The organism is Nocardia sp. CDC159 (genome assembly GCF_023740735.1).
Classification (GTDB): Bacteria; Actinomycetota; Actinomycetes; order Mycobacteriales; family Mycobacteriaceae; genus Nocardia; species Nocardia pulmonis.
In genome coordinates this window covers 35,588-51,212 of record NZ_JAMRXH010000013.1, presented here as the reverse complement: position 1 = coordinate 51,212, position 15,625 = coordinate 35,588, and the positions used below count along the sequence as shown (strand labels likewise).

Annotated in this window: 16 protein-coding genes; 3 read left to right on the top strand and 13 right to left on the bottom strand. The window is 67.2% G+C overall.

Going from position 1 to position 15,625, the window contains the following annotated elements:
* Positions 1 to 9: 9 nt before the first annotated feature.
* Positions 10 to 678, top strand: coding sequence for a M15 family metallopeptidase (locus tag NDR87_RS25535; protein WP_251912727.1), 669 nt, complete (start codon positions 10 to 12; stop codon positions 676 to 678).
* Positions 675 to 2,000, top strand: a complete 1,326-nt coding sequence (locus NDR87_RS25530) for a DoxX family protein (RefSeq protein ID WP_251912726.1) — start codon at positions 675 to 677, stop codon at positions 1,998 to 2,000. The genes NDR87_RS25535 and NDR87_RS25530 overlap by 4 nt, the downstream gene beginning before the upstream one ends.
* A 10-nt stretch (positions 2,001 to 2,010) precedes the next feature.
* Here NDR87_RS25530 and NDR87_RS25525 read toward each other — a convergent pair whose 3' ends face one another.
* The 11 genes from NDR87_RS25525 to aceA all read right to left on the bottom strand — a co-directional run bounded on the left by NDR87_RS25525 (position 2,011) and on the right by aceA (position 13,153).
* Entirely contained in the window at positions 2,011 to 2,247 is a 237-nt protein-coding gene (locus NDR87_RS25525) for a hypothetical protein (RefSeq protein WP_251912725.1), read from the bottom strand.
* A gap of 134 nt (positions 2,248 to 2,381) precedes the next feature.
* Positions 2,382 to 2,780: a PPOX class F420-dependent oxidoreductase gene (locus NDR87_RS25520; protein WP_251912724.1), complete on the bottom strand. Its 399-nt coding sequence runs from the start codon at positions 2,778 to 2,780 to the stop codon at positions 2,382 to 2,384.
* A gap of 39 nt (positions 2,781 to 2,819) precedes the next feature.
* The gene (locus tag NDR87_RS25515; RefSeq protein WP_251912723.1) at positions 2,820 to 3,737 is read right to left on the bottom strand and encodes an NADP-dependent oxidoreductase; all 918 of its coding nucleotides are present in this window, start codon (positions 3,735 to 3,737) and stop codon (positions 2,820 to 2,822) included.
* 163 nt (positions 3,738 to 3,900) lie between these two features.
* Positions 3,901 to 4,896, bottom strand: coding sequence for a BtrH N-terminal domain-containing protein (locus NDR87_RS25510; protein ID WP_251912722.1), 996 nt, complete (start codon positions 4,894 to 4,896; stop codon positions 3,901 to 3,903).
* 76 nt (positions 4,897 to 4,972) lie between these two features.
* Positions 4,973 to 5,650, bottom strand: a complete 678-nt coding sequence (locus NDR87_RS25505) for a hypothetical protein (protein ID WP_251912721.1) — start codon at positions 5,648 to 5,650, stop codon at positions 4,973 to 4,975.
* A 282-nt stretch (positions 5,651 to 5,932) separates the two neighbouring features.
* Positions 5,933 to 6,847 (bottom strand): triacylglycerol lipase, encoded by a 915-nt coding sequence (locus NDR87_RS25500; protein WP_251912720.1) that lies wholly within the window; start codon positions 6,845 to 6,847, stop codon positions 5,933 to 5,935.
* A 215-nt stretch (positions 6,848 to 7,062) separates the two neighbouring features.
* The gene (locus tag NDR87_RS25495; protein ID WP_251912719.1) at positions 7,063 to 7,974 is read right to left on the bottom strand and encodes a hypothetical protein; all 912 of its coding nucleotides are present in this window, start codon (positions 7,972 to 7,974) and stop codon (positions 7,063 to 7,065) included.
* Positions 7,975 to 7,998: 24 nt separating this feature from the next.
* Positions 7,999 to 8,220 (bottom strand): CopG family transcriptional regulator, encoded by a 222-nt coding sequence (locus NDR87_RS25490; RefSeq protein ID WP_251912718.1) that lies wholly within the window; start codon positions 8,218 to 8,220, stop codon positions 7,999 to 8,001.
* 36 nt (positions 8,221 to 8,256) lie between these two features.
* Complete coding sequence (gene metE, locus NDR87_RS25485) at positions 8,257 to 10,587, bottom strand: 5-methyltetrahydropteroyltriglutamate--homocysteine S-methyltransferase (protein WP_251912717.1); 2,331 nt, start codon at positions 10,585 to 10,587, stop codon at positions 8,257 to 8,259.
* Positions 10,588 to 10,718: 131 nt separating this feature from the next.
* Positions 10,719 to 11,594: a 3-hydroxybutyryl-CoA dehydrogenase gene (locus tag NDR87_RS25480; protein WP_308212144.1), complete on the bottom strand. Its 876-nt coding sequence runs from the start codon at positions 11,592 to 11,594 to the stop codon at positions 10,719 to 10,721.
* A 269-nt stretch (positions 11,595 to 11,863) separates the two neighbouring features.
* Positions 11,864 to 13,153: an isocitrate lyase gene (gene aceA / locus NDR87_RS25475; protein WP_251912716.1), complete on the bottom strand. Its 1,290-nt coding sequence runs from the start codon at positions 13,151 to 13,153 to the stop codon at positions 11,864 to 11,866.
* 474 nt (positions 13,154 to 13,627) lie between these two features.
* On the opposite strand from aceA, the gene NDR87_RS25470 reads away from it, so the two are divergent.
* Positions 13,628 to 14,767, top strand: coding sequence for a lipase family protein (locus tag NDR87_RS25470; protein WP_251912715.1), 1,140 nt, complete (start codon positions 13,628 to 13,630; stop codon positions 14,765 to 14,767).
* A 4-nt stretch (positions 14,768 to 14,771) separates the two neighbouring features.
* On the opposite strand, the gene uraH is transcribed toward NDR87_RS25470, so the two are convergent.
* Complete coding sequence (gene uraH, locus NDR87_RS25465; RefSeq protein WP_251912714.1) at positions 14,772 to 15,092, bottom strand: hydroxyisourate hydrolase; 321 nt, start codon at positions 15,090 to 15,092, stop codon at positions 14,772 to 14,774.
* Positions 15,089 to 15,601, bottom strand: a complete 513-nt coding sequence (uraD, locus tag NDR87_RS25460; RefSeq protein ID WP_251912713.1) for a 2-oxo-4-hydroxy-4-carboxy-5-ureidoimidazoline decarboxylase — start codon at positions 15,599 to 15,601, stop codon at positions 15,089 to 15,091. The genes uraH and uraD overlap by 4 nt, the downstream gene beginning before the upstream one ends.
* Positions 15,602 to 15,625 lie beyond the last annotated feature (24 nt).

Here is a 15,625-nt window from a genome sequence, read left to right as displayed (position 1 = left end):
ACTGACGGTATGAACTACCGCGAACCAGCTCGAACAGGGACTCGCCGTCGCCGATGGATCGTCCTCGCCGTCCTGGTGGCCATCGGCGCGGCGCTCATCGGCGTCCGCGTTTTCCAGCCGCTGACGGACCTATCTATCTCGGCCGCAAGGTATTTCGGAAATCCACACGGCAACCAGGGTCCGCCCGGCGCGGCGCGGCCGGGCGGCGAGACGCGCTCCGGAGTCACCGTCGCCGATGGTGTCGTCCCCGATGGTGTGACGGTCTTCGATGACGACATCCCGGCCGTGGCCAACCTCGACCCGGATTTGCTCCGCGCGTTGCGCCGAGCCGCAAAGGCTGCCGCGAAAGATGGGGTCGAGTTCGTCGTCAACAGTGGCTGGCGTTCCGGGGAGTATCAGAAACACCTACTGCGCGAGGCGATCTCGAAGTACGGCTCGGAATCCGAGGCCGCGCGATGGGTGGCCACTCCCGACACGTCCCCGCACGTCTCGGGCAACGCGATCGACATCGGGCCCGCCGCGGCCACGACGTGGCTGTCCAGGCACGGCGCCCGGTACGGGCTGTGCCAGATCTACCGAAACGAACCCTGGCACTTCGAATTTCGCCCCGACGCGGACGAGCACGGCTGCCCGCCCCGGTATGCCAACCCCACCCAGGACCCGAGGATGCATCAGTGACGGAGTCACACCTTGTCCGCTGGCATCCGTTCACGCGGATCGTATTTCGGCTCTGCGTCGTCTATTTCGGGCTGTACTGCCTGCTCCAGACCTACATCCCGTTCACGCTGCTGGGCCTTGTCGGCCGCTGGCTACGCAGTCCCGGCGGACCGTGGATCGTCACCCTGACCGACCCCGTCACCGGTTGGGTGGGCAGAACCTTCTTCGGGGTCGACGCGGTGCTGCACGAGGACTCCGGAGCCGGAGATCAGGCGGCCATGTGGGTACTGACGTTCTGCCTGCTGGTCGTGGCGGTTGTGGCGGCCGCGGTGTGGACGGCCCTCGACCGCCGTGCCTCCCACCCCCGCCTGCTGGCCTGGTTCACGCTGTTTCTGCGGCTGTGTCTGGGCGGGCAGCTGCTGTCGTTCGGATTCGCCAAGCTGATCCCCACCCAGATGCCCGGCCCCACGCTGGCACAGCTGTTGCAGCCGTACGGCGATCTGAGCCCGGCTTCGGTGCTGTGGCTGCAGGTCGGCAGCTCTCATCCGTATGAGATGGCGCTCGGTGCGGTGGAGGTCGTGGCCGGGCTGCTGCTGTTCGTTTCCCGGACCGCGGTGCTGGGCGCGGCGGTGACTTTGGCGAGCATGGCTCAGGTCCTGCTGGTGAACCTGACTTTCGATATACCGGTAAAGCTGCTTTCCGCACACCTGCTGCTGATCAGCCTGGTTCTGCTCGCACCGTATCTCCGGCGGCTGACCAATGTGTTCGTGCTGCAACGCGCGTGCGAGCCGCTGACGCAACCCGCGCTGTTCACCGACAACCGGAAGAACCGCGTCGCGCTGTGGGTTCCGGTGGCCCTCGGCATCTGGGTCGCGCTCGGTAGCGGCTATGACCGCTGGGTGGTCTGGCAGAATCAATACGGTCCCGAACGCCCCAAGTCCGAGCTGTACGGCATCTGGGACGTGCGTGAGTTCGCCCTCGACGGGCAGCCGGTGCCGCCGCTGACGACCGCCGAGAACCGTTGGCAACGGCTTGTTTTCGATGATCCAGAGGGAGCCACCTACCAGCGGATGAACGGTGACCTGGTACCGGCGCGCGCCGACTTCTTCCCCAACGGACAGCTGCAACTCACCGCGATGGCGGAAGCTCCCGACGGAAAGGTCGGGAGCCAGCCACCATTCGCGACGCTGGCCGCCGAGCGGCCTACCCCGGACCGGCTGGTACTCCGCGGGAAACTGCATGACCGCCCGGTGGCGATAACCCTGGAACGCGTGGATCCGAACAGCTTCACCCTGCGCAGCCGCGGCTTCCACTGGGTGCAGGACTACCCGTATTTCCGCTAGCCGAGGAAGATCAGCTCAAGCAGTACTTGGCACCGCTGGAGATCGACTGCAGCAGGCAGGCCAATGCCTGGGGGCTGCTCGAGCCGGGCGCAACGCCGATCGGATCACCCTGCGCGCCAACGGGTGTCACCTGACTGTTCGACGCGGGCTCCAACGGAATTCCGCCGGATACCGCATTCGCCGCCCCCGCCCCAGCCAACAACGCAATCGATACGGCGGCAAGGACGTTCAGTGCGGCACGGGTCATCGTGTAACTCCTCTGTAGTGGACGGGGCCACCCGGAACGGTAGTCACGCCGTTCACCGCGGGCACGCCCCCAAGATCGTTGGCCGAGGTTTCGGCGGCCGGCGGTATGTGTCTCGGCGGACGGCGAACGGCCGGCTACTCGGCGTCGCGACCGGTGAATTCGAAGGGCCCGCCATCGATGCCCCAGGAGATGATCCGTTCGGGGTGAATTCGGATAACGGCACGTTCCTGGGGTGGGAACGGCGGCTCCTCGTCGTCGAGCGCCTCGGCCGTGCCGCGCACCTCGATGCCGCGAATCACGTACGGTTCCAACGAAACCTGTTGGTCGATGACGAACGACACCCGGCTGCCCGTCTCGACATTGCGGTACTTTCGGCTGGCACGCATCCGTATGCCCCCGATGTCGATCGTGCCGTCGGCGTTGACCCGATAGCTGGTCGGGTTGTTCTGCACGACGCCGTCGGGCGACACCGTGGCCAGCCGACCGATTCCGGCCTCCGCGAGGAACTTCTGTTCGTTGATTGTGAAGGTCATGTCGGTCACTCCTCGGTGAATTCTGTTTCGGCCAGTTGGTCAGGGCTCGAGCACGTAACGGCCACGTATCCCGCCCTCGGCCACGGCCCGGTGGGCGTCGGCTGCCTGGGCCAACGGCACGACCGCGTGCACTCGGGTCGGCAATCGGCCGGACGCCGCACGGGCCAGCAACTCCCCCAATCGCGAACTGTCGGAGTGCATCATCAATGCGTTCACCGTGATCCCGCGCTCGGCCGCGGGCACCAGGTTGGGTCGGACACCGACGAAGGCGCCGCCGTCGCGGACCAAGGTCAGGCCCCACACCTGCTGCGGCGTGGTATCGACGACCGCGTCCCAGCCCGGCTCGGCGTGCGTGGCGAAGTCGGCGCCGAGACCGCGCACGAATGCCTCGTCCGTGGCTCGGGCCAAACCGGTTACCCGCCAGCCGCGATCGGGTGCGAGCGCGGCCACGTTCGACCCGATCGCCCCGGCCGCGCCGGTCACCAGCAGCCGGTTGCCGTCGGCGGGCGCGTCGCCGAGCATGTCGACAATCTGCGCCGCACTCAGTCCGTTGAGCGGCACCGTCGATGCCGCGACCAGGTCGAGTTCGTCGGGTACCACGGCGATTTCGGCGGCGGGCACGATGAGCCGTTCGGCGTAGGTACCGAAGTCGCGGTCGAAACCGACGACGACGCCGGCGACCCGGGTGCCGACAGCCAGGTCGACTCCGGGACCGGCGGCGTGCACGATGCCGGCGAAGTCCCAGCCCAGGCCCGTGTGTTCGGGCTGATCGATCATGCCCATGCCATGGAACAAGCCCCCCACCACTCCGAGGTCGGTGGGGTTGACCGGTGCGGCGGCGACCGCGACCAGAACCTCGCCGGGGCCGGGCTCGGCGACGGGAACATCGATGATCTCGATCGAGTCGGGCCCATTGGGGGTGCGGACGACGGCGGCTCGGAAGGTTGACGTACTCATGGCTCACTTCTTCACATGGATTCTGTGGTTGACCTGCTCCATGTTTGTTGGGTAACTCTCCAACGGGAAGAAGGCACTTCGAAGTGCGTAAGCCACCGGATCGGTGTGCCTATGCGGCGACGGTGACGAGGACGGCGCGGTAGCCGGAGGGTGACACTCACACCTACTCAGGACTGGCAACCGACATCAGGGCCTGCATGGCCTCGCGTTCCACGCGGGAGAGATCGCCGAGGATGGCCCCGGCCTGTCCGAGGTGTTGGGCACTGCTCGATTCACCGGCTCGGGTGATCAGGGCCGCGACTTCGGTCCACAGGGCGGCCGCCTCGGCGTAGCGCCGGTGGCCGGTGCGCAGGTGCGGGTTGTCCAGCGTCCCAAGGCATTCGGCGAGGAAGTCGCGGTAGAAGTTGCGGAACAGGGCGCCGCCGGTTCCGGCTCGCTCCATCAGGAGGGCGGCCTGGGGGAGGTCGCGCTGTGGGTTGTCGGTGCGGTCGAGCCAGGTGGTGATGAGTTTGCTCGCCTTCTCGATGCCTCGGTAGCCGAGGTTGGCGATGGGTGGGTTCAGGAAGGCGTGGGCGCAGGCGGTGATGGCGGGGATGATGCGACTCGGTGGGGCGGGCCGATGCTTCGGGGCGGTGAGGGTGAAGGAGCGGTGTCTGGCGGTCATGGGGCCGCGGGCGGCCCTGGCCTCGGCGAGGCTGGTCAGGCTGGTGGTCACCGCGCCGCCCTGCTGGTCGGTGTCGACCAGGTAGGCGTTGTGGTCGTCGTAGCCGTACATGGCGACCACATGACCGCCGAAGTGCACCTTCGAGCCGAAATAGTCCAGGTGGTAGCTGTCCAGCTGGAGGCCGACGGGGGTACCGGCATCGATGCGGGTTGCCACGTTCTCCCAAGCCTTTCGGGGAGAGGAGGTCTCCTGGACCAGCAGTTCCAGGCCGAGGGTGGTGGCCAGATTTCGGGTGAGTTCGAAGGGCTTGACTCGTCCGCCGAGGAAGGGGAAGCCGAGATTCTTGCTGTCCCAGTAGACGAAGGACAGGCCGGAGGCGAGACCGAAGAGCATGGGCTCGGACAGGTCGACGCCCTGGTGGCGCAGCAGAACTCCCACGGCTGTGGTCTCGCAGTGCTGGGTGCCGCGGGCATCGATGGTCAATACCGTGGTCATGTCGCGCCTTCCCGGATCGGCTCTGCTCCCGATCATGGTGGACTCGCCCGTGGCGGGAAAGTCCACTGCCGCAGGGTCACAGGCCCAGGCAGGCGGGGATCACGGGAATCCAGGTCATCAGCAGGGCCGCGGCGAGGATCGAGTACAGGATGTTGCCGAAGAAGGGGATCAGATTGAGGGGGATCAGGGCGATCACCAGGAGGGTTGCCAGGATCGCGGTGGCGGCGGCGGCCCAGCAGCCCGGTCCGAGGAAGACCTTTTTGAGCAGGATGTCGCGGGTGGCGGCGCGCAAATCGTCGGCGGTGACGTGATGCGTTGCGGGGGAACGCCTATCGATACTGGTCGTGAGGGAGGTGGTGGCGTCCGGCGCGGAGGTCGCGCTCGTTTCGATGTGATGGGCGATCGCGCCGTCGGCGTCGAACAGGATTGCGATCGCGCCGTCCGCGTCGGTCAGGGGTGTGATCGTCGCGGATCGTCCGGCGGGCAGCCGATATGCCGCGGTCTCGTCCCAGTCGGGCGCGAGGCCAGGAGGCAGCGGGGCGTGGCGGGCATCGGCGATCAGTTCGTTCCGGACCTCACCATCGATCGGCACGAGAGCGGTGACGGTGTCGCGAATGGCGTCCAGGATCGACGACTCGTTCGGTTGCTCGGTGATCGGCGCGGCTGCGCTGGGAGGTGACGGTACCGCATTCACCACGACCACCGTCGTCAGCACACCCAGCACCATCGGACACAACCGGCTGCGTACACGCATGTCGCACTCCTTCGCGCGGGGGCTACATCGAGTGGACGACGGTGCGACGGCGAGGACGCGCTACCGGCCGCTCCATCGCCGCGCCGATCATCCGAATGTTCGGGCGGCCCGAGAACCGTTTTCCCGTTGGCCGCGAAACCGGCCGCCGGAACATCCGAGCGATCCGGCGGAAGGACCAGCTCGCACTCAACCAGGCCACGGGGACCAGGCACAGCAACGGCACCATCGGGAAAAGGCAGGGCCGCGGGGTGGGCGCGGTGTGGCGATCGAACGAATTCGAGCTCATGCGGCGCAAGACAGCTCCTGATACGAGGGATCGAGGGCGTGTTTCACCAGGCGAATTACGGTGGGCGACTCGGGTAGTCGCCCGTGATCGGTATTGTCGGCCGGACAGAACGATTGCACCCACAGGTTTTCCACGGTCGCGCCCGGACCTGGGCGCAGGAATGCGGATTCCGGCGGGGTCGTGACTTCGTCGACGCGTGTTGCGATAACTGTATATTGCACGCCGGGCTCGGTGTCACCGGCCGCATTGAGTCGGTGCAGAAAATCGCTGCCGATCACCTGTTGGGCGGCGGCGGTGCCGAGTACCGCACCGACCATCCGATCGCCCGGCCCGTCGGAACTGCCGAGGTGGAGCAGGTGGCCCCAATCCAATGCGGTCGTGCCGTGGTTGGTGGGGGCCATCATCACCACCTTGTGCACCTTGTTGCGTTGTGGGTCGGACGGATTCGCGCCGCCCTCGAATCGCAGATACTGCCGGGCGACCACCCCGCCCTGCGAATGAGCCACGATGTCGACCCGGGGGGAATTCGTCGCGGCGCGAACCTTTTCGACGAAGGCGGCGAGTTCGCGAGCCGAGGCGCGAATATCGGCGGTGCCGTAGACGCCCGGGCGGGCACCCCAGATGCTGGAGGTGTCGCGGCCGTAGTTCAGCGAGAAGACGCAATATCCCGAGGTGCGGAGTTCCGGGGCCAGCACATCCCACGCATTCTGATTTCCCCAGGTGCCGTGCACGAGTACGACCGGTTCCGGATGCGCCGCCCGCGGTGCGCATTGCCAGTCATTAGCCCCGGGTGGTGAGAGACTTCCGTCCACGGGCCGTTCGATCGCCTCGAGCGGATCGGCCGTCGCCTCGCCGAACGCCACTACCGTGCAACAACAGAGCGTGACAACCAACACCGCCAGCGACCGCATCGACCATCCCTTCCACACCGAAGAGAAGTAACGATTCGTTAGCCGATGCTAGACGTAAAGGCACGAAAATCCGCGCAGGCAGCGCCGGAACGCCGCCGCGAACTACTGCTCGCGCAGCGCCTTACGCGCCGCCTCCTGTACGGCGTCCACCTGTCTCGAACATTCCCATCCACAACTCCTGTCGAAAATCGGTCGCAGACAGGCTATCCAACCGATCAGCCCGGAATCATCCGCAGCACCGCGCCGCCGATGGTGGAAACCGACAGCGAGCCATCGGGGGCGAGCGCCACCGCGGTCAATGGATCGGCGCCCGAATACACCGTGCAGGTGGTGTGCTGGGCCGGATCGATCCGAACGAGGTCGCCGGTGGTGGTCGCGTCGTAGAGTTTTCCATCCGGGCCGACCGCGAGATCGTCGGGCAGCGCCGACAATCCGCTGGCTCCCATGGTCACATTAGCCGCCGTCTGCTTCCTGGCGGGATCGGAGATCGGAATGCGGACCACGCGGCCGTCGAGACTGGAGTACTCCGTCACATAGATGGAATCGCCCGCGACGACTATGCCGTTGGCGCCGGGTATCGCGGCGTGGGCGTTCCAGTTCGAATCCGGAGTGCCCTCGCGGCGAATTCGGATGACTCCGTTCGCGGTATCGGCGACATACAGATTCCCCGCGCTGTCGAAGGCCGCGCCATTGGGCATGCCGAGCCCGGAGACGAATTCCTCCGGCACCGGCGCGGCGGCATCGGGATCGAAACGAACCACCCCACCCCCACGCGCCCCGGGCAATCGACTCGTCAGCGAATCCCCGTACACCACGTACAGCAAACCGTCCGGCCCCAACCGCACCGCCCCGGGCGATTCGACGGCCACCGTCCCCGTGAGCCGCCCGCCGCTGTCGTACCGCTGCACCTGATTGCGGACAAGACGAGCCACCCAAAGATTGCCGTGCTGATCGTAGGTCAGATTCTCCGCGTAATCGAGCAGCGGAGTCCCCGCAGGCAACAGCGTGGACACCGCCGCCGGACACGGAGGCGAATCCGCCCGCGCCACAGCCGGTTCAACGGCGGCGACCACCAGCCCCAACAACCCCGCGCAGACTCCGATGCCGCGCTTTCCGATACTCGGCACGCCGCCCTCCCGCTCATGAGTGGTTCAGCCGAAAGCGTCACTGACGGCGGCCGAATCGGCAGGCGCGCCACCACCGGCGAAGGTCGGCCAGTCGAGGCGTTCGTCCCACACTCGATAGCTCAACGCCGCCAGGTGAATCCCCTCCCGAATGATCTCGGCCGCAGGCACACCGCGCCGCCGTGCCGCCGCTCTGATCAGCTCGAGATGGGCGGCATCGGCGTAGACATTCGTACGCCTCCCGGACATGCCCTACATGTAGCACAGGGAGACGTGCCGCAATGCCTATTCGGTCGTGGACCCCTCCGCCCGTCGCCGCACGCGGCGGGCGGCGGCGACCATATTCCGCAGCGAGGGCTCCAACTGCCAGTAGTGGCGGGTCTTGAGGCCGCCGTCGGGGTTGGCCCACAGGCGTTCCGGGGTGACGGCCTCGGCGGCGGCGGTGAGGGCCGCGTCGAGTTCGTCGATGTCGGGGATGCGGGCCGAGCGGCTTTCGTAGACGCCGGGGCCGACGCCGTGGGAGAGGCCGTGGCCCTGGTCGGCGTCCTTCTTCAGGGCCTCGAGGACCCATTCGATGGAGCGGCTGGCGACGATCGCGGTGACGTCGGCGTCGAGTTCCTCGATGGCCTGGACGATTTCGGCGCGGCTGGAATAGGCGATGTGGGTGTGGATCTGGGTCTCCGGCTCGACGCCCGAGGTGGCCAGGCGGAACGCGTTGACCGCCCAGCGCAGGTACTCGCGGCGACCGGTGGGGCGCAGCGGCAACAGTTCGCGCACGGCGGGCTCGTCGACCTGGATGATGGACACACCGGCCTTCTCCAGATCGGCCAGCTCGTCGCGGATGGCCAGCGCCACCTGGTCGGCCGTCTCGTACAGCGGCTGATCCTGACGCACGAACGAGCGGGCGACCATCGTAACCGGGCCGGTCACAATGCCTTTCACCGGTTTGTCGGTGAGCGACTGCGCGTAGGTGATCCATTCGACGGTCATCGGCTTCGGCCGCGCCACATCGCCGTAGAGGATCGGCGGGCGCACGCAGCGCGAGCCGTACACCTGCACCCAGCCGTAATGCGTCGTGGCGAAGCCGTCGAGCAGTTCGGCGAAGTACTGCACCATGTCGTTGCGCTCGTGCTCGCCGTGCACCAGCACGTCCAGGCCGATGTCCTCCTGCAGCCGGATGGTCGACTCGATCTCGGCCTCGATGCGCTTGCGGTACTCGTCGTAGGACAGCCGACCCTCGCCCAGGTCGTGGCGGGCCTGGCGGACCGAGGGCGTCTGCGGGAAGGAGCCGAGCGTGGTCGCGGGCACGACGGGCAGATTCAGCTTCTGCCGCTGCGCCTCCCGGCGCACCTCGTACGGCTCGCGCTCGCGCATATCCGGCGTAACCGCGTAAACCCGTTGGCGCACGGCGTGTTTCTGCTTGAAGTGCACCTCGCTGGGCCGCTTGCGCCACTTCGCTGTCTCGACGCCCCCAGACCCGCCCAAGCCCTCGGTGAGCGCCTTGGCCAGCGAAACCACCTCGAGCACCTTCTGTTTCGCGAAGGCGAGCCGATCGGCGACCGGCCCCTCGATGTCGTATTCGACGAGCAGGTCGTAGGGCACGTGCAGCAGCGTGGTTCCGGTGGAGACCACCAGATCCGGGCACACCTTCGCCAGCTCGTTGAGGTAGGTGAGGGTGACGTAGCGGTCGGCGCGCCACACATTGGTGCCGCTGATCACGCCCGCGTACAGGCGCTTGCGCTTGATGCCCGGGATCTCGGCCAGTTCCTCCGGGCGCACCCGGTAGCTTGCCAGGTCGAGCCCGATCGCCTCCACGGCGGTCTGGGCCAGAATGCGCACGGCCTCACCGAAATCGCCGTACTGGCCGGTGACCAGAATGCGCGGGCGCAGCGGCGCGGTCGAAAGCCGTTGGTAGGCACGCTCGAACGCGGCGAGTTCCGCAGGCGTGCGATCGCTGGTGAAGCAGGGCTCGTCCAACTGCACACAGGTCGAGCCGCGCTTGGCGAGGATCTCGAACAGCTGCTCATAGACCGGAAGCAGCTTGTCCAGCAACGAAAGCCGGTCGAACTCGTCCTCGCCCGGCACGTGTCCGGCCTTGGACAGCAGCAGCAGCGACAGCGGGCCCAGCACGACCGGCCGCAGCTCGATGCCCTTCTCCTTGGCGCGGTCGAACTCGTCCAGCAGGGCCTCGGGGTGCAGGGAGAATTCGGTGTCCGCGTCCAGCTCCGGCTGGCGGTAGTGGTAGTTGGTGCCGAACAGGCGCACCAGTTCCAGCGGCGGCAGGTCCGGGCGGCCGCGCGCCATCAGGAAGTAGAAGTCCAACGGGTGCAAGCCTTCTCGATACGGCTCGAACCGCTTGGGGACCGCGCCGAACAGCAGCGCGTTGTCCAGGATGTGGTCGTAGAAGGAGAAGGTGTTGCCCGGCACCTGGGTCAGGCCCGCGGCGTGCAGCTCGGCGAACTGGTCGTCCTGGATCTCCCGGCCGACCCGCAGCAGTTCCTCACGGGAGATGCCGCCGTGCCAATAGGAGTCCAGTGCGCGTTTGAGTTCCCGGTGCGGTCCGATCCTCGGATATCCGAGGATGCTCGATCCGAAGCCGTCGACGACGTTGACCATGAGCGGAACTCCTTCCGAGCTGCGGGTTCAGCCCGACCCTTTTCGCAGCTTATGCCCGGTACCGAGGTGTGCTCCACCCCCACGGTCGCCAGACCCGGGGGCGGAGCAGTAGAGCATGAACGCTGAGGAAATCAGCGGTTGTTGTTGTACTGGTAGAAGCCCGCGCCGGTCTTCTTACCCAGCAGCCCGGCCTCGACCATGCGCATGAGCAGCGGCGGGGCCGAGTACAGCGGCTCCTTGAACTCCGCGTACATCGAATCGGCGATGGACTTGACCGTGTCGAGGCCGACCAGGTCGGTCAGCGCCAGCGGTCCCATCGGGTGGGCACAGCCGAGCACCATGGCCTTGTCGACGTCTTCCTTTGTGGCGAAACCGGATTCGACCATGCGGATGGCCGAGAGCAGGTAGGGCACCAGCAGTGCGTTGACGACGAAGCCGGAGCGGTCGGCCGAGCGCACGACCTGCTTGCCCAGCACGTCGGAGGCGAACGCCTCGGCGCGCTTGGAGACTGCCTCGCTGGTCTTGAGCGTGGTGACCAGCTCGACCAGCGGCAGCACCGGCACCGGGTTGAAGAAGTGCATGCCCACGACCCGCTCGGGCTGGGTGGTGGAGACCGCGACCTTCATGATCGGGATGGAGGAGGTGTTGGAGGCCAGCACGGCGTTGGGATCGGTCACGACCTTGTCGAGCTCGGCGAAGATCGAGGTCTTGACCTCCTCGTTCTCCACGACCGCCTCGACCACCAGCTGACGGTCGGCGAAGTCGCCGAGGTCGGAGGTGAAGCGCAGCCGCCAGGCGGCCTGCTCCCGCTCACGCTCGGTGATCTTGCCGGAGGAGACGCCCCGATCCAGCGACCGCAGGATGCGGGCGCGACCGGCGGCAGCCAGCTCCCGGGTGGGTTCGAACACGAGCACGTCGACGTGCGCCCGCGCGCACACCTCCGCGATTCCGGCGCCCATCTGTCCGGCGCCGATGATGCCGACGCGTTGAATCTTTTCGCTGCTCACGTCCCGCTCCTGGTGTCTGGCTGTCGGTGACTTATCTGATCTGGGAAGGTGTCGGCTCTCGTAGAGCCCCGCGCCTTCGACGGGAAACGTTATAGGGACGCCCTTCCCGCCGGGGCTGTTCAGCGGGAAGGGCCGGGGTGCGCCCCTCGCGGGACGGCTATTGGTTTGTGGGGGAGCAACTTCCGCGCTCCCGGGGCGACAGCCGGGACCCAGGTGATGCGGACTGGGTCCCGGCCGCCGTTCCCGACATGCGTCGGGAAGTCAACCGCTCAGTGGAACTGGCCCTCTTCGGTCGAGCCCTTCAGCGCGGCCGTCGAGGTGTTCGGGTCCACCGTGGTAGCGATGGTGTCGAAGTAGCCGGCACCGACCTCGCGCTGGTGCTTGATGGCGGTGAAGCCACGCTCGGCCGCGGCCTTGAACTCGCGCTCCTGCAGGTCGACGAAGGCGGTCATACCCTCGCGGGCGTAGCCGTAGGCCAGGTCGAACATGCCGTAGTTGAGCGAGTGGAAGCCGGCCAGCGTGATGAACTGGAACTTGAAGCCCATCGCGCCGAGCTCACGCTGGAACTTCGCGATGGTCGCGTCGTCCAGGTGCGCCTTCCAGTTGAAGGACGGCGAGCAGTTGTAGGCCAGCAGCTGGTCCGGGAACTCGCCGCGGACGGCCTCGGCGAACTTGCGGGCGACCTCGAGGTCCGGAACGCCGGTCTCCATCCAGATCAGGTCGGCGTAGGGGGCGTAGGCCTTGGCACGCGCGATGCAGGGCTCGATGCCGTTCTTCACGCCGAAGAAGCCCTCGGGGGTGCGGGTGCCGTCGAGGAATTCGCGGTCACGCTCGTCCACGTCGGAGGTGATCAGGGTGGCGGCCTCGGCGTCGGTGCGGGCGATGATCACCGACGGCACGTCGGCGACGTCGGCGGCCAGCCGCGCGGAGGTCAGGGTGCGGATGTGCTGCTGGGTGGGGATGAGCACCTTGCCACCGAGGTGGCCGCACTTCTTCTCCGAGGCCAGCTGGTCCTCCCAGTGCACACCGGCGGCGCCGGCGGCGATCATGGCCTTCTGCAGCTCGTAGGCGTTCAGCGCGCCACCGAAACCGGCCTCGGCGTCGGCGACGATCGGGGCCAGCCAGTTCTCGACCGAGGTGTCGTTCTCGATCTTGGCGATCTCATCGGCGCGCAGCAGCGCGTTGTTGATGCGACGGACCACGGCCGGGACCGAGTTGGCCGGGTACAGCGACTGGTCCGGGTAGGTGTGGCCGGAGAGGTTCGCGTCACCGGCGACCTGCCAACCGGACAGGTAGATGGCCTTCAGACCGGCGCGCACCTGCTGGACCGCCTGGTTACCGGTGAGGGCGCCCAGCGAGTTGATGTAGTCCTCGTTGTTCACCAGATCCCAGAGGATCTCGGCGCCACGGCGGGCGAGGGTGTGCTCCTCGACGACGGTGCCCTGCAGCTTCACGACCTGCTCGGCGGTGTAGTTGCGGGTGATGCCCTTCCAGCGCGGGTTGGTGTCCCAGTCCTTCTGGATTTCAGCAGCGGTCTTAGGGGTGCCGGTCTTCGACATCTCTGACTCCACTTCTTGGTTCAGTCGGTGCCCCACGTCCGAACATCCGGGGGAATGTCCGAACTCTGCTGGAGCGGCAATTTGCAGGCTTGCTAGGGCCTTGGGGTGTACTTCCACACGATTGCACAGACCAAAAGTGCCGTCTACCTGTTGCTAATGCGAATCTCCGCTAGCTTTGCCCGCATCTTTGCTAATTCTGCGAAATTAGCGCGTTGATTGCGCAGCACGGATCTACTCGTGAGTAGGCCTGACCTGCAGTTTAGCGTAACGCGCGTACTGTTTGCGTGATCGTTACCACCCGGACGCATCCGGGGCACCGGTTCTCGCTTGTGATGACGTTCACAAGTAGGGGCGGCTGCCTCAGGTGTGGGCCGGACCACTGACGGGTCTTCCGGATACCCGCGCCGGAGATGGTCATGCGTCCTGCTGCAGACTGGATGCCGAGCCCCGGGGACCCAATCGAAAAGGACCACGATGCTGCGGAAACTCTGGATCGCCGCCGCCCTCACGCTCACCTCCGCCACCGGGCTGCTCGGCCTGCCGGCGGCACAGGCCGGACCCGCGGCCGGAACGGTGCAATCCGTCGAACCGCTACCGGCCGCGGCGACCCTGCCCGGATCGGTGCATTCCGAGCGGATCCTGTATTCGACGACGACGGTCGGCGATCGACCGACCGTCGCCAGCGCCGCGGTGTACTTCCCGCCCGGTGCGCCGCCCGCGGGCGGCTGGCCGATCATCGCGTGGGCGCACGGCACGGTCGGACTGGCCGACGACTGCGCCTACAGCCTGGGTGGGCCCGCCGAGGTCGACCGCGACTGGGCCTATCTGGGCACCTGGTTGCGGCAGGGCTATGCCATCGTCGCCGCCGATTACGCGGGGCTCGGAACGCCCGGTGAGCATCCCTATCTGAACGGCGTGGTCGAGGCGCACAACGTGGTCGACGCGGTGCGGGCCGCGAGCGGCCACTACGGAACGCTGTCGAAGAAGTGGGTGGTGGTCGGCCAGTCGCAGGGCGGCGGGGCCGCGGTGACCACCGCGCGGTACGCGACCGAATTCGGCGGTGCCGAACTGGATTACCGAGGCGCGGTGGGCACCGGGGTGCCCGCCTACATCGAGGACATCCTGGTTCCGCTCGGGCCGGGTGTGCCGCCGGTGAAGCTCGGCGCGAACAGCACCGCCTATGTGCTGTTCATCCTCAACGGGCTGCGCACGACCTACCCCGAGCTGGATATCGACTCCTTCCTGACCGAAGCGGGCCGCCACTGGACCGAGCGGGCGCGGCAGGTGTGCGCGGAACCGCTGATCGAGGAACTGGCCGCGCACAATGTGGTGGGCGGCGATCTGTTCGCCCGGCCGCTGGCGCAGATTCCGGATCTGCACGGCCTGCTGCACCGCTACCTCGGCCTGCCCGAGTCCGGTTACGACAAGCCGCTGTTCCTGGGCCAGGGATTGCGCGACACCGATGTGATCACTCCGGAGACGCTGCGTTTCGCCGCGGTGCTACAGCTCAATCGGCAGCCGGTGACCGTGCGGGTCTATCCGACCGATCACAGCGGCGCGGTGAATGCCTCGCTGGCGGATTCGGTGCCGTTCGTGCGAAATCTGTTTGCGTAGCGGATCAGCTGCCCCGGTACGTGGAATACGCGAAGGGGGACAGCAGCAGCGGGACGTGATAATGGCGGTCGTCTTCGACGATGAAGGCGATGGTGACCTCGGGATAGAAGGTCGGCACGCCCTGCGCCGCGAAATACTCGCCCGTGGCGAAACGCAGCCGATACACCCCGGGCCCGAGGTCCGAGCCGAGGCTGCCGACGCGGCCGTCGGCATCGGTGACGGCGGTGGTCGATTCGGTGCCGTCCGGGGCGAACAGGGTGACCGCCACGTCCGCGGCGGGGACGCCCCGGACCGCGTCCAGGACATGGGTGCTCACGCTGCTCATCGCGCCTCCGTCGGGTCGTGCACCAACCGGCGCAGCCGGATTCGGTTGATCTTGGTCAGTTCCTCGCGCACGATACCGCGCTCGGTGCGGTGGTCGTTGTGCAGCCGGGCCATGAGGATGTCCAGCAGTTCCGAGGCCGAGCGGCCGGTGGCGCAGACCAGATAGACGTGGCCGAATCTGGCCTCGTATTCGCGATTCCAGGCGGCCAGCGCGGCCCGCAGATCATCGCCCGCCTCGGCGACGCGCGCCTGCTCCCGGGCCGAGGACGGGTTGTCGGGGGTCGCGCCGATGCGTGGGTGCCCGGCCAGGGCGCGGTCCAACTCCTCCTCCGAGATTTCGGCCAGGGCCGCGTCCGCGGCGCGCAGCAGGTCCTCGACCGTGGCGTAGGGGCGGCCGGCGGCCACCGATCGCGCCCACGCGCGCGAGGAACAGCAGCCCAGCAGGGCCGTGACGGCCTCGTCCTCGGGTAGCGCCGCGAAGGTGACCAGATCGAATTCGTCGTTCGTCATCGCCTCCAATATCGGCGACGACAT